Genomic DNA, 12,101 nt, shown 5'->3' with positions numbered 1-12,101 from the left:
ACCCTTGAGTCGTGGCCACCGGGCCTGTCGCGCTGTACACCGTTGTCGTCGTGGCGCCTTTGGGCACCGGCTGCTGGCGGAACTGCCTTCCGGGGCTTCCGCCGTCCGCCGGTACGGCACCCGGCAGGCGTACGACGCGCTGCTCGTCCAGGCTTTCCGTGTCCTGACGCGTTTGTATCGAAAGTATGCGCGCGGCCGGGAGGCTCGCGGGCATGAAGAGGCTGGGACTTCTCGCTTCACTGCTGCTGGTGTTCGCCCTCGTCCCCGGGGTCGCCTCCGCCGCGGCCGCCTTCCCGAGGATGGACGCGGCCACGGTCGACGGCTACCGCTGGACGCCGGGTTCGGCCTTCGAAACCTACGGCGCGCGGATCGCCGCGCTCGAGAAAAAGCTCCCGCCGCGCGGCCTGCCGGAGATCCTGTCTTCGGCCAACCGGAAGGCACGGCCGCTGTGCCACGGCACGTATCTCGCGGCCGCCCTGAAACCGGCGGGATTCTGCTGGGAGGACGCCAACGACGACAAGACCAACGACTGGATCCCGCAGGGCCTGACCGGTTCCGGCGACGCCGACGCGGCGACCGGCAAGGTCGGCGGCAAGCGGGTCGTGGCGACGTCCTGGCACACCCCCGGCGACACCATGGTCCGGCTGTCCTTTGTGGACGCCACCGGCCTGGGGTACCGGCACGTCCTGCTCGTCGAGCCCACGTCGGACGACAACTTCGCCGTCGTGCAAGGACACGGGCACGGGATGACCTGGATCGGGAACCGGCTGTTCGTCGCGACGACCGGGGGAGTGGTGCGGGTCTTCGACACGACGCACTTCTGGAAGGTCGACGACAGCTCCGGCGTCGTCGGGAAGGGCCCGGACGGCAAGTACCACGCGGCGTTCTACGACTACGCGATGCCGCAGGTCGGCGCCTACTGGTACCCCGGCGGCGGAACCTGCACCACCGCGACCGGGCCGCGACCCTGTCTGTCGACAATGTCCTTCGACCACAGTGACAGCTCGATCGTGACCTCCGAACACGTGCCCAAGGCGGCGGGCAGCCGGGTGCTGCGGTGGCCGTTCGACCGCGCGACCGGCCTGCCGAAGCTGTCGGCCGACGGCACCGTGCACGCGAAGGAAGGATTCGTGTCGCCGGTGTGGGGCATGCAGGGAACGGTGGCGCGCAACGGGTACTTCGTGATGACCGGCACCTGCCCCGAGTACGCCGGGGTGGCGGGTGACCATCCGGCGTGCCTGCACGGCGGCGTCGGCGGCACCTCGACGTCGCGGTTGAGCGGGAAGGCGCCGGTGAACTCCCAGAACCTGTCGTACTGGCCGGCGACGGGGGAGCTGTGGCTGATGAACGAGCAGCTCCGGGAACGGGTGACCGTGCACGTCCCGTGGACCACGCTGACCGGGAGGCCCTGAGCTCACGGGGCTCCCTGATGCCCCCAATGTGGCATTGGGGACGCTGAGTGTCCCCAATGCCACATTGGGGGCATCGACCGTGACGTGTTCCCGTGTCCTGAAGGCCACCTTTGAGACGTTGACCGCCTCAAAGGTGGCCTTCAGGACAGCCTGCGGAAGTAGCGGGAGGCCCTGAGCTCACGGGGTGAAGTCCCAGCGCGTGGCGCCGTATGGTTCGGCGCTCGCCACGCCGATGGCGCGGTGCGGGGTGAGGCGGTACAGGTGCCACGGCGGGGCTCCCGCGCTGGGTGCGCTGAAAGGAGCCGTGAGCGCGTCGCCCTCCACCGTCGCGGGCCAGCCGCCCGTCTGGTAGACCGCCGCCACCCGCTCCAGCGTCGCGGGCTCGGTGACCCGGTGCGCCTCGCCTTCCAGCGTGAGGTCGATTCCCCGCAGGCGCACCGAAACGGCGCATGCCGGGTTCACCGCCAGGTTGCGGGACCGCCGAGTGCCCGGCCCGCCCTTGAAGTACAGGGTGTCGTCCAGCCAGACGGCCCCGACACCCGCCGAGTGCGGCCGCCCGTCGGGTCGCACGGTCGTCACGAAGAAGGTCAGGTCGGCGGTGGGAGTGTCCTCGGTGAGGATGTCGCGGGGGCGGCTCCAGGGCAGTTCCGCGGAACCGTAGCGGTCGAGGTTCTTGGTCGCGTGAGGTTTCGTCATACCCACGCGTCGAACGGGCGGGCCGCGAATCGACAGCGGACGCGAAAAACCCCGTCACCGGGAAACGGTGACGGGGTTTTCGTGAGCCTGGGACCTAGTCCAGGTAGTCGCGCAGCACCTGCGAACGCGACGGGTGACGCAGCTTCGACATCGTCTTCGACTCGATCTGCCGGATGCGCTCACGGGTCACCCCGTACACCTGGCCGATCTCGTCGAGCGTGCGCGGCTGGCCGTCGGTGAGGCCGAAGCGCAGCCGCACCACACCCGCCTCACGTTCGGACAACGTCTGCAGCACCGACTGGAGCTGGTCCTGCAGCAGCGTGAACGACACCGCGTCGACCGCGACGACGGCCTCGGAGTCTTCGATGAAGTCACCGAGCTGCGAGTCGCCCTCGTCGCCGATGGTCTGGTCGAGCGAGATCGGCTCGCGGGCGTACTGCTGGATCTCGAGGACCTTCTCCGGGGAGATGTCCATTTCCTTCGCGAGCTCTTCGGGGGTGGGCTCGCGACCGAGGTCCTGCAACAGCTCACGCTGTATACGGCCGAGTTTGTTGATGACCTCGACCATGTGCACCGGGATACGGATGGTGCGGGCCTGGTCGGCCATCGCGCGGGTGATCGCCTGACGGATCCACCAGGTGGCGTACGTGGAGAACTTGTAGCCCTTGGTGTAGTCGAACTTCTCGACCGCGCGGATCAGACCGAGGTTGCCCTCCTGGATCAGGTCCAGGAACGCCATGCCGCGGCCGGTGTAGCGCTTGGCCAGCGAGACCACGAGCCGGAGGTTCGCCTCCAGGAGGTGGTTCTTCGCCCGCTCACCGTCACGCACGATCCACTTGAGGTCGCGCCGCATCTGGGTGACGAGTTTCTCGCCCTCCTCCTCGGCGTTGCGGACGCGTTCGGCGGCGTAGAGCCCGGCCTCGATGCGCTTGGCGAGCTCCACCTCCTCCTCGGCGTTCAGCAGGGCGACCTTGCCGATCTGCTTGAGGTACGCGCGGACCGAGTCGGCCGAAGCGGTGAGCTCGGCGTCCTTACGGGCCTGGCGCAGCGCCTCGGACTCTTCCTCGTCCCAGACGAAGTCCGGGTTGTCGGAGGTCTTTCCGGCGTTCTTGTCGGTCGGGGTACGGCGACCGCGGGCGGGCGTCTCTTCGACGTCCTCCTCGGACTCCGCGTCCTCTTCCGTCTCCTCGGTGACGGTCGCGTCGACGACGTCCACCTCGACCTCTTCGAGGTCGGACAGATCCGGGGTTTCGAGGTCGGCTTCGTCGAGCTCGCCAGGACCGTCTTCCGGTTCGCCGTCTTCGGTCTTGGCGCCCTTGGTGGTGGGTTTCTTGGCCGGAGCCTTCTTCGCCGGGGCCTTCTTCGCGCCTGCCGCCTTGGCGGCGGTCTTGCGCGCAGCGGGCTTCGCCTCGCCGGTGGCTGCCTCGTCGGCCGGCTCGCCGGTTGCGGTCGCTGTCTTCGTCCCGCTTCGGGTTGCGGTTCTTGCGGCTGCCACTTACGCCCTTTCGCAGCGGTCGAACATGACGAGCCGAGGCGTGATGGTCTCGGCTGCCTCAAACTTCGGGGAACACCCCTCGGCCTGCGGTTTCCCTCGTTCTCGTGGGTGCCGCCGCCGTGGGCCGTGTTCCATTGTAACGACGATACGTGACAGCGTCGCGGCGCGGATCACCACCCGGCGGGCGCGACACGCCGTCCGACCCGCCGAAGTGACATCCGTGGCGCGGATGTCAGCACGGGCGCGTCAGTGCTCGATGCCCTCCGCGGCGGCGGCCGCCGCGCCGACGATGCCCGCGTTGTTCTGCAGGGACGCGACGAGCACCGGCGTGCGGATGTCCAGCAGCGGGACCCACTTGTGCGACTTCTTGCTGACCCCGCCGCCGACGATGAACAGATCCGGCCAGATCAGGTTTTCCAGCACGGTGAGATACCTGTTCACCCGTTCCGCCCATTGGGGATACGACAGGTCCTCGTTGTCCTTCACCGACGCTGCGGCCTTCTTCTCCGCGTCGAAACCGTCGACCTCGATGTGGCCGAACTCCGTGTTGGGCACGAGCTTGCCGTCCTGGAAGACCGCGCTGCCGATGCCGGTGCCGAAGGTCAGCAACGCCGTCACGCCACGCCGCGCGACCGGGTCGCCCCAGCGGATCTCGGCCATGCCCGCCGCGTCGGCGTCGTTCAGCATCGCGATGTCGTCCACGCCGCGGCCGAGGCGCTTGGCGAACAGGGCGTCGGCGTCGGTGCCGATCCACTTGTGGTCGATGTTGGCCGCGGTGTGCGCGACGCCCTTCTTGACCACCGCGGGCAGTGTGACCCCGACGGGCCCGTCCCAGCCCGCCTGGCCGGTGATCTCCGCGACGACGTCCGCCACCGCCTCGGGGGTGGACGGCTTCGGCGTGTCGAACCGGATCCGGTCGCCGATCAGCTGTCCCTCCGCCAAGTCGACCAGCGCGCCCTTGATCCCGCTGCCGCCGATGTCGATACCGAAACCTCGGGTCGCCTCCACCACGGACGTGGTCCCTTCTCGCACGATTCAGAAGCCTGCCTCGGAGACTTTAACCGGATGTGGTGACATGGCGGACGTGGGAGTTGACGAGACGTTGCTGAAGAGTGTCGCCGAGCGTGTCGCGGGCGAGGCCGCCGAACTGGTCCACGAGGCCTGGACCGGGATGAACGCGGGCCGCGAGGTGCGGGTGGACACCAAGTCCGCCGACACCGACGTGGTGACCGCGGTGGACCACGAGTCGGAACGGCTGGTGCGCGCGCGGCTGGCCGAACTGCGCCCGGACGACGCCGTGCTCGGCGAGGAGGGCGGCGGGGCCGCCGGCGACGGGGTGACCTGGGTGGTCGACCCGATCGACGGAACGGTGAACTTCCTCTACGGCCTGCCGTGGTTCGCCGTGTCGGTGGCCGCACAGGTCGGCGGGGTGTCGGTGGCGGGCGCCGTCGTCGAACCGGTCAGCGGGCGCCGCTGGACCGCCGCGCGCGGGCAGGGCGCGTTCCTCGACGGGCGGCCGCTGTCGGTCAATTCCCCGGAGCGGCTCGATCTGACGCTCGTCGGCACCGGATTCGCCTACAAGGTGGAACGGCGTACGAAGCAGGCCGGGTTCGTCGCCGAACTGGCCACCCGGGTCCGCGACATCCGGCGCAACGGTGCCGCCTCGCTGGACCTGTGCGCGGTCGCGGCGGGCTGGCTGGACGCCTACGTCGAACACGGCCTCGGGCAGTGGGACTGGGCCGCGGGAGCGCTCATCGCCGCCGAGGCGGGGGCCCTGGTCTCGCTTCCGGGTGAAGACGCCGAGCTGGGACCGGACGCGACCTTCGCGGTTGCGCCTTCGATCGCTACGCCGCTGCGGCAGGCGCTGATCGACTCGGGCGTCGGCGTGATCTAACGGTGCCGGACGCTATGAAAGGCCCGTTACTTGCAAAATTTGCAAGTAACGGGCCTTTCATAGCATTGGGGGTACGGCTCAGCAGGGGGCTTCGCGAGCGGCCTTCAGCAGTGCCTGGTCGATCACCGGCGCGCCGCCGCCCGCCGACTGCTCACCGCCGCCGCTGCCCTGCTGCGCCTTCGACCACTGCGTGAGCTGGTCGAGGACCTTGCGGGCCTCTGCCTTCGGGCGGATGTCGCCGAGCAGGGTGCCGGTGGTGAGCGTGACCGAAGCGTCCTTGCGGTTGTCCTTGACCAGTTCGGCGCACGGGACCACCAGGCTCAGCGTGCGGGCCGCGGCCGCGCCGTTCTCGCCGAAGCGGATCTGGCCGCGGCACTTGGCTTCCGTGTCCTTGTAGGCCGGGTCGCTGGCGGGATCGACTATCTGGGAGAAACCCAGCTCCCTGAGCGTGTTGGTGGCGATGCCGCCCTGGCCGCGCACCTGGGAGCCGTTGAGCACCTGGACGGCGACCTTGTCCGGCGGGACCGGCGCGCGGTCGTCCAGTCCGTCGTGCGCCATCTGCGAGTAGGTGACACCTTGCTGCGGGATGGGCGGCGGATCACAGCGGACCCTGGCGTCGATATCGGACCTGCCCGCCACGACATTCACCCAAACGATCACCGCGCCGAGCGCCAGCACCCCGATCACGATGAGTGCGGGCAGCGGCTTGTGCTTGCGGTACGGCCTCGCCCCGCGGTCCCCGATGCCGTTCCCCGACGCCACCTGCCAGTCCCTTCCCCAAAGCCCGGATCCCCGGACGGTGCTTCATCTCACCATCGTGTCCGATCAGCCTAGGCGTTGCGGCGAAGCTGAGCGGCGCGGGCCTCCGGATAGCACCACGTGACGACCGCTCCGGGCAAGCGGCCGGGCCCATGGGGTGAGGTTCCCGACGCGGGGGCAACCCATTCGGACGACAGGCGTCTCAAGACCGGGTTCCCCCTGTTGGGTGACGTAATCGCAGCAATGTCTGACTCGTTGCAGAGCCGGTATCGGCGTGAGCTACCCTTCGCGGGCTCAGGCGGCAGTAAGAGGCGCAAAAGAGAGACCTCGCTCACTGCCCAGCCGGGCACAAACAGGGGCGCTGGGACGTTAACCAGCGGCACGAAGGACTCACGAGCCGCGCGCTCGAGGGTCCGGGCCATCTGACATCGAAAGCATCGCAGGGGTGAGGGACAAATGGCGACCGACTACGACGCTCCGCGCCGCAGCGAAGCCGACGAGCTGGCCGAAGACTCGTTGGAAGAGCTGAAGGCACGGCGCAACGAAAACCAGTCCGGCGTCGTGGACGTCGACGAGGACGCGACCGCCGAAAACTTCGAACTGCCGGGCGCGGACCTCTCCGGACTTTCCGGTGAGGACCTGACCGTGAAGGTCGTGCCCAAGCAGGCCGACGAGTTCACCTGCTCCGTCTGCTTCCTGGTGCATCACCGCAGCAGGCTGGCGGAGGAGAGTGGCGGACGGCTCATCTGCCGCGACTGCGCCTGAGCCTACGGGCACAGGGGACGGCGCGACAGGGGTTTCGGGATCTGAACAGGAATAAGGGGGCCGGCCGCGAGGCCGGCCCCCTTTCCTTTGCCAGGGTGTTTTCTAGGACTTCGAAGCGGGCTGGCGGAGCAGCGCGGCCACCTTCTCCGGGTTCCGCGTGCTGAACAGCCAGTACGGCGTCGGGTCGTCGGGGTCGGTGAGCCAGACCCGCACGACCGGGCCGACCCAGCCCCGGTGCAGCACGAAGGCCGCCGGATCCGCGTCGCGGCCGAGCGCCTTCCGCTTCGCTTCCTTGTCGATCACGTCGACGTCGCCGACGAACTTCAGCGGCAGATGCGCGTCGCGCAGCCACAGCTCCGGCTCGTCCCCTCCGGTCACCCGCACACGGGACCGGCCGAGCGAGACCATCAGCGCGATCACCGCGGGGATCAGCACCACGTACGGCAGCCAGCCGCGGAGCCCGGGATAACCCATGTCGATCTCCGCCGCCAGCAGCCCGCCGCCCAGCAGCGGCAACGGCCAGCCCCACCACGGAACGTAGAGCCGTTCTGAATGCTTGACGGCGCCGCCTTCGGCCGTGTTCACGCTTTCACCCACGTGTTCAGGGTAGTCTCGCCGCCCGTGTCCACCGTTCAGGTACTGCTTTCCCGGATCGATCCTTCGGTCCCCCTTCCCGCCTACGCGCGCCCCGGCGACGCGGGCGCCGACCTCGTCACCACTTCGGATCTCGTCCTCGCGCCCGGTGAACGCGGCGTGGTCGGAACGGGCGTCGCGATCGCCCTCCCGCCCGGGTACGCGGGCTTCGTCCACCCTCGCTCGGGCTTGGCCGCCCGTGTCGGCCTCTCGGTCGTCAACACCCCGGGCACGATCGACTCCGGGTACCGCGGTGAGATCCGCGTCTGCCTGATCAACCATGATCTCTCCGAGAAGGTCGTGCTCACCCGCGGCGACCGGATCGCGCAGCTGGTCGTGCAACGGGTCGAACAGGCCGAGTTCGTCGAGGTCGCCGAACTCGAGCCGTCCGAGCGCGGCGAGGGAGGGTATGGCTCCACGGGCGGACACGCCACACTGGGAGCCGGAGCCAGGGAAGGAACGGAGAACTAGTGGGGATTTTCGGACGCAAGCGCGAGGCCAAGCCCAGCGGACGGCACGCCGCGCCCGAGGCCGAGGACCGCCCCGGCGTCGACAGCGCGGACAGCGGCGAGGAGATCGAGGCCCAGCTGTCGGAGACCGCGGACGGCCCCTTCGACGTCGCGGACGCGCCCGAGGACGGCATCCCGAGGATCGACCTCGGCTCGGTCAAGGTGCCGGTACCCGACGGTTCCCAGGTCCAGGTCGAGATGGACCCGGACAGCGGCGGCGTCCGCGCGGTGCACGTCGTCACCGAGCAGGGCCAGATCACCGTCAGCGGTTACGCGGCACCCCGGTCCGGCGGCCTGTGGAAGGACGTCAGCACCGAGCTCACCGAGCAGCTGCGGGCCGACGGCGCCAAGGTCTCGGTCGGCATGGGGGAGTGGGGACTGGAGCTGTCCGCGATCGTCGGCGACGTCGCGCTGCGGTTCGTCGGGGTCGACGGCCCGCGCTGGATGCTCCGCGGTGTCATCGCCGGACCGCAGTCGCAGGCGTCGCAGGCGCCCGCGGTGCTGCGCGAGATCGTGCGGCACACCATCATCGACCGCGGTGACGCGCCGATGCCGGTCCGCACCCCGCTGACCATCACGCTGCCCGACGCCGTCGCGCAGCACATCGCCGAGCAGCAGGCTTAGTTTCGCGAGGCCTTGAGCCAGGCCAGCACGGTCGCCCGGCCCAGTGACTCCCGGTCCGCGCCGAGGGCGGTGAGCGTCGACTCGCCGACCTCGGCGCGCGGCAGGGCGTCCGCCCAGGCGCGGGCGACCCCGGCCGGATGGATCGGATCGTCCACGCACGCGCCGATCCCCGCGGGCACGTCGAGGCCCTTCAGGTCTTCGAGTGCCGGGGCGGGATGGGCCGCCGCCGTCCGCAGGCTCGCCGCCAGTCCGGCACCGTGCCGCCGCCACGCGCGGCCGAGTTCCGCCGAAAGCCACTCCGGCACGCCGTCCGCCGATTTCGCCAGGGCGCCGTCGACCCCGTTTTCGGCCACCAGATCCGCTGACAGCCGCGCGGCGAGCGACGCGGGTGCTTGCCCGGCGGGGCCGTTCCAGGCCGGGAGCGCGGCGAGCAGGCCGGTGCAGCGGCCCGGATTGCGCGCCGCCCACTCCGCGGAGAGATGCGCGCCGAACGAGATGCCGCCGACGAGCAGCGGACCGTGCTCGCCGGACAGCCTGTCCAGCTCCTCGAGATAGCCGTCCGCGAGACGGTCTCCCGGAGGAGGCGGCGGGGTGAGCAACCGGATGCCCAGTGCCCCCAGCGGACCCGAGAACACGCTGCTCACGAACACTTCGTCGGACCCGGTGCCGGGGAGTACTACTGCCGTCGTAGGCGGAATAGCGGAGGTCACGTTGCGATCTTCTCTGAAACCGCATCTTGAATCACATGCTGACCTGGCTTGAGCACAGTTACGCTGGATTACGCACGGGCCGTTCAAGTCGGGGGCCCCGGAGCACAGGAGCACCGTTATGTCCGCCAAAGACGGCGGCTACTTCAGCCGGTTGGTTCGCAAGCTGACCAGCGACGTCGAGGATCTCGACGCCGACGACCTGTCCGAAGAATCCGAGGCCGGCGGCGCGCAGCGCGCCTGTGACTGCCGGTCGGGTCAAGAGGTGACGGTGCTCGGCAGACTCCGCAGCGTTGAGCTCTGCCCGACCAACGAGGCCGCGACACTGCAGGCCGAGCTGTTCGACGGCACGCAGGGTGTGACGCTAATCTGGCTCGGACGCCGCCGGATCCCCGGAATCGAACCCGGGCGAACCATCAAGGTGCGCGGCCGGATGGCCGAACGTGATGGTCAGAAGGTGCTTTACAACCCTTATTACGAACTTCAGAGCCCTGTGAGTTGATCCCGTATCGTGACTGAACCCGCCGGCGGCGAGCAGAAGAACACCGGGAAACCGGACGACGACGACAAAAAGCCTCAGCCCACCCTGCTGGAACAGATGGGTGGGCTGTCGGGGCTGTTCTATTCCTCGCTGCCGGTCATCGTGTTCGTGATCGCGAACGCCATCTTCGGTCTCACGGTGGGCATCTGGGCCGCGGTCGGCAGCGCGGTGGCGATCACCGTGCTGCGGATCGTCCGCAAGGAGCCGCTGCAGCCCGCCATCTCCGGATTCTTCGGGGTGGCGATCGCGGCGTTCATCGCGTACCGGACAGGATCGGCCAAGGGCTTCTTCCTGTTCGGCATCTGGACGAGCCTGGTCTACTTCGGCGTCTTCGTGCTGTCGATCGTCGTCCGCTGGCCGCTGGCCGGCGTGGTGTGGAACGCGCTCAACGGCAGCGGCCACGCCTGGCGCAAGGACAAGAAGTCGCTGATCGCCTATTCGATCGCGACCGGTGCCATGGCGCTGATCTTCGGCGCCCGGTTCGTCGTCCAGCGCTGGCTCTACGACGAGGACTACACCGGCTGGCTGGCCTTCGCGAAGATCGCGATGGGATACCCGCTGTACGCGCTCGGCCTGCTCGCCGTCGTCTGGGCGGTGCGGCGGTCGGACAAGCACCTCAAGGCCCTCGCGGAAGAAGCACCCGCCGAGGAGACCGACGAAGAGGTCGAGGCGCGCCTGCGCGCCAAGTACGCGCAGGCGCCCGACTCGGCCTAGTAACCCAATGCGGTCCGGATCTCCGGCTCCACGTCCGACGTCGCCACGAACAGCAGCTCGTCACCCGGCTCCAGCGGGTCTTCGGGCTGCGGCACGATCACCCGGTCACCGCGCAGGATCGTCACCAGCGCGGCGTCACGCGGCAGGTTGATCTCGCTGACGGCCTTGCCCGCCAGCGGGGTCTCCTCCGGGAGGGTGAGCTCGACCAGGTTCGCCTGGCTCTGCCGGAACGTCATGAGCCGCACCAGATCGCCGACGCTCACCGCCTCCTCGACCATCGCCGCGAGCATCCGCGGGGTCGACACGGCGACATCGACGCCCCAGGCGTCGTTGAACAGCCATTCGTTGGCCGGGTTGTTCACCCGCGCCACCACCCGGCGCACCGCGAACTCGGTCTTCGCCAGCAGCGAGACCACCAGGTTCGCCTTGTCGTCACCGGTCGCGGCGATCACGACGTCGCACTGCTCGATCCCGGACTCCTCGAGGATCGACACCTCGCACGCGTCGCCCAGCACCCAGTCCGCCTGCTCGACGGTGTGCGGCTCGAACTGGTCGGCCTCGCGCTCGATGAGCATCACCTGGTGGCGCCCGTCGATCAGCTCAGCGGCGATCGACCGGCCCACCGCGCCCGCCCCGGCAATCGCGACCCGCATCAGTTCTCCTCTTCCGGTTCGCGAGCGGCGACGGTGGTCACGTCGCTGACAGTGCCCGATTTCGCGGCGACGTACACGACGTCGTCGGCCTGGATCACGGCCTTGGTGTCGGGCAGCACGGCGGTGCCGAACCGCATGATGAACGCGACCCGCGCGCCGGTGGTGTCCTGCAGATCGCGCACGCTGTGCCCGATCCACCCCTCGTGCAGCGGGAGCTGCAGCAGCGCGACGCTGCCGGACGGGTCCCGCCACTCCGAGGCGACGCCGTCGGGAAGCAGGGTGCGCAGGAACCGGTCGGTCGTCCACGGGACGGTCGCCACGGTCGGGATGCCCAGCCGTTCGTAGACCGCCGCGCGCTTGTGGTCGTAGATCCTGGCGACGACCTTGTCGATGCCGAAGTTCTCCCTGGCCACCCTCGCCGAGATGATGTTGGAGTTGTCGCCACTGGACACCGCCGCGAAAGCACCCGCGCGTTCGATCCCGGCCTCGATCAGCACCTGCCGGTCGAATCCGACGCCGACCACCTGCTGACCGTGGAAATCACTCCCGAGCCGCCGGAACGCCTGCCTGCTCTTGTCGATGACGGCGACCTCGTGCCCCAGTCGCTCCAGCGCCGCGGCCAGGGATGCGCCGACCCGGCCGCATCCCATGATCACCACGTGCACGCCCTGCCTCCTTAGTTCGCGGACGTTTCACCCG

At 69.3% G+C, this 12,101-nt stretch carries 16 protein-coding genes; 8 read left to right on the top strand and 8 right to left on the bottom strand.

Translation table 11 applies throughout. The features are described from left to right. The first annotated feature begins 11 nt into the window (after positions 1–11). Positions 12–167 carry a hypothetical protein gene (locus ACLJPX_RS24075; RefSeq protein ID WP_410602064.1) on the top strand — a complete coding sequence of 52 codons (156 nt, stop codon included), beginning with the start codon at positions 12–14 and terminating at the stop codon, positions 165–167. Between the two features lie 45 nt (positions 168–212). Beyond that, entirely contained in the window at positions 213–1,412 is a 1,200-nt protein-coding gene (locus ACLJPX_RS24070; RefSeq protein WP_410602063.1) for a hypothetical protein, read from the top strand. A 177-nt stretch (positions 1,413–1,589) separates the two neighbouring features. Here ACLJPX_RS24070 and ACLJPX_RS24065 read toward each other — a convergent pair whose 3' ends face one another. The 3 genes from ACLJPX_RS24065 to ppgK form a co-directional block, all read right to left on the bottom strand. Further along, positions 1,590–2,108 (bottom strand): pyridoxamine 5'-phosphate oxidase family protein, encoded by a 519-nt coding sequence (locus ACLJPX_RS24065; protein WP_410602062.1) that lies wholly within the window; start codon positions 2,106–2,108, stop codon positions 1,590–1,592. 94 nt (positions 2,109–2,202) lie between these two features. Continuing rightward, on the bottom strand, positions 2,203–3,603 hold the full coding sequence (locus tag ACLJPX_RS24060) for an RNA polymerase sigma factor (protein ID WP_410602061.1): 1,401 nt from the start codon (positions 3,601–3,603) through the stop codon (positions 2,203–2,205). A 246-nt stretch (positions 3,604–3,849) separates the two neighbouring features. Beyond that, positions 3,850–4,611: a polyphosphate--glucose phosphotransferase gene (gene ppgK, locus ACLJPX_RS24055; protein WP_168214538.1), complete on the bottom strand. Its 762-nt coding sequence runs from the start codon at positions 4,609–4,611 to the stop codon at positions 3,850–3,852. Between the two features lie 67 nt (positions 4,612–4,678). Between ppgK and ACLJPX_RS24050 the strand changes: the two genes are divergently transcribed. Next, on the top strand, positions 4,679–5,497 hold the full coding sequence (locus tag ACLJPX_RS24050; protein ID WP_410602060.1) for an inositol monophosphatase family protein: 819 nt from the start codon (positions 4,679–4,681) through the stop codon (positions 5,495–5,497). A 78-nt stretch (positions 5,498–5,575) separates the two neighbouring features. Here ACLJPX_RS24050 and cei read toward each other — a convergent pair whose 3' ends face one another. Beyond that, entirely contained in the window at positions 5,576–6,259 is a 684-nt protein-coding gene (gene cei / locus ACLJPX_RS24045; RefSeq protein WP_410602059.1) for an envelope integrity protein Cei, read from the bottom strand. A gap of 453 nt (positions 6,260–6,712) precedes the next feature. Between cei and ACLJPX_RS24040 the strand changes: the two genes are divergently transcribed. Next, positions 6,713–7,021, top strand: a complete 309-nt coding sequence (locus ACLJPX_RS24040) for a DUF4193 domain-containing protein (RefSeq protein WP_005164528.1) — start codon at positions 6,713–6,715, stop codon at positions 7,019–7,021. Positions 7,022–7,123: 102 nt separating this feature from the next. Here the strand turns inward: ACLJPX_RS24040 and ACLJPX_RS24035 are convergent, their stop codons facing one another. Continuing rightward, entirely contained in the window at positions 7,124–7,618 is a 495-nt protein-coding gene (locus ACLJPX_RS24035) for a DUF3093 domain-containing protein (protein ID WP_168214272.1), read from the bottom strand. Positions 7,619–7,642: 24 nt separating this feature from the next. Between ACLJPX_RS24035 and dut the strand changes: the two genes are divergently transcribed. Together dut and ACLJPX_RS24025 are read left to right on the top strand one after the other, a co-directional pair. Next, the gene (dut, locus tag ACLJPX_RS24030) at positions 7,643–8,125 is read left to right on the top strand and encodes a dUTP diphosphatase (protein WP_007033571.1); all 483 of its coding nucleotides are present in this window, start codon (positions 7,643–7,645) and stop codon (positions 8,123–8,125) included. Further along, positions 8,125–8,787 carry a DUF3710 domain-containing protein gene (locus ACLJPX_RS24025; RefSeq protein WP_410602058.1) on the top strand — a complete coding sequence of 221 codons (663 nt, stop codon included), beginning with the start codon at positions 8,125–8,127 and terminating at the stop codon, positions 8,785–8,787. The genes dut and ACLJPX_RS24025 overlap by 1 nt, the downstream gene beginning before the upstream one ends. Here ACLJPX_RS24025 and ACLJPX_RS24020 read toward each other — a convergent pair. Continuing rightward, positions 8,784–9,497 (bottom strand): alpha/beta fold hydrolase, encoded by a 714-nt coding sequence (locus tag ACLJPX_RS24020; protein ID WP_410602057.1) that lies wholly within the window; start codon positions 9,495–9,497, stop codon positions 8,784–8,786. The genes ACLJPX_RS24025 and ACLJPX_RS24020 overlap by 4 nt on opposite strands. A 118-nt stretch (positions 9,498–9,615) precedes the next feature. On the opposite strand from ACLJPX_RS24020, the gene ACLJPX_RS24015 reads away from it, so the two are divergent. Beyond that, complete coding sequence (locus ACLJPX_RS24015) at positions 9,616–9,996, top strand: OB-fold nucleic acid binding domain-containing protein (RefSeq protein ID WP_192745386.1); 381 nt, start codon at positions 9,616–9,618, stop codon at positions 9,994–9,996. A 9-nt stretch (positions 9,997–10,005) separates the two neighbouring features. Beyond that, positions 10,006–10,749 (top strand): DUF3159 domain-containing protein, encoded by a 744-nt coding sequence (locus ACLJPX_RS24010; protein ID WP_101606606.1) that lies wholly within the window; start codon positions 10,006–10,008, stop codon positions 10,747–10,749. Here the strand turns inward: ACLJPX_RS24010 and ACLJPX_RS24005 are convergent. Continuing rightward, positions 10,746–11,402 (bottom strand): potassium channel family protein, encoded by a 657-nt coding sequence (locus ACLJPX_RS24005; RefSeq protein WP_007033567.1) that lies wholly within the window; start codon positions 11,400–11,402, stop codon positions 10,746–10,748. The genes ACLJPX_RS24010 and ACLJPX_RS24005 overlap by 4 nt on opposite strands. Beyond that, on the bottom strand, positions 11,402–12,067 hold the full coding sequence (locus ACLJPX_RS24000) for a potassium channel family protein (RefSeq protein WP_410602056.1): 666 nt from the start codon (positions 12,065–12,067) through the stop codon (positions 11,402–11,404). The genes ACLJPX_RS24005 and ACLJPX_RS24000 overlap by 1 nt, the downstream gene beginning before the upstream one ends. Positions 12,068–12,101: the final 34 nt, after the last annotated feature.

It is taken from the genome of Amycolatopsis sp. lyj-90, assembly GCF_046549035.1.
GTDB lineage: Bacteria > Actinomycetota > Actinomycetes > Mycobacteriales > Pseudonocardiaceae > Amycolatopsis.
This window is presented reverse-complemented; position numbering and strand designations above follow the sequence as displayed.

Coding starts and splice junctions, on each gene's coding strand:
- ACLJPX_RS24070 (WP_410602063.1), top strand. CDS start 213: ATGAAGAGGCTGGGACTTCTCGCTTCACTGCTGCTGGTGTTCGCCCTC.
- ACLJPX_RS24005 (WP_007033567.1), bottom strand. CDS start 11,402: ATGCGGGTCGCGATTGCCGGGGCGGGCGCGGTGGGCCGGTCGATCGCC.
- ACLJPX_RS24050 (WP_410602060.1), top strand. CDS start 4,679: ATGGCGGACGTGGGAGTTGACGAGACGTTGCTGAAGAGTGTCGCCGAG.
- ACLJPX_RS24040 (WP_005164528.1), top strand. CDS start 6,713: ATGGCGACCGACTACGACGCTCCGCGCCGCAGCGAAGCCGACGAGCTG.
- ACLJPX_RS24015 (WP_192745386.1), top strand. CDS start 9,616: ATGTCCGCCAAAGACGGCGGCTACTTCAGCCGGTTGGTTCGCAAGCTG.
- ACLJPX_RS24065 (WP_410602062.1), bottom strand. CDS start 2,108: ATGACGAAACCTCACGCGACCAAGAACCTCGACCGCTACGGTTCCGCG.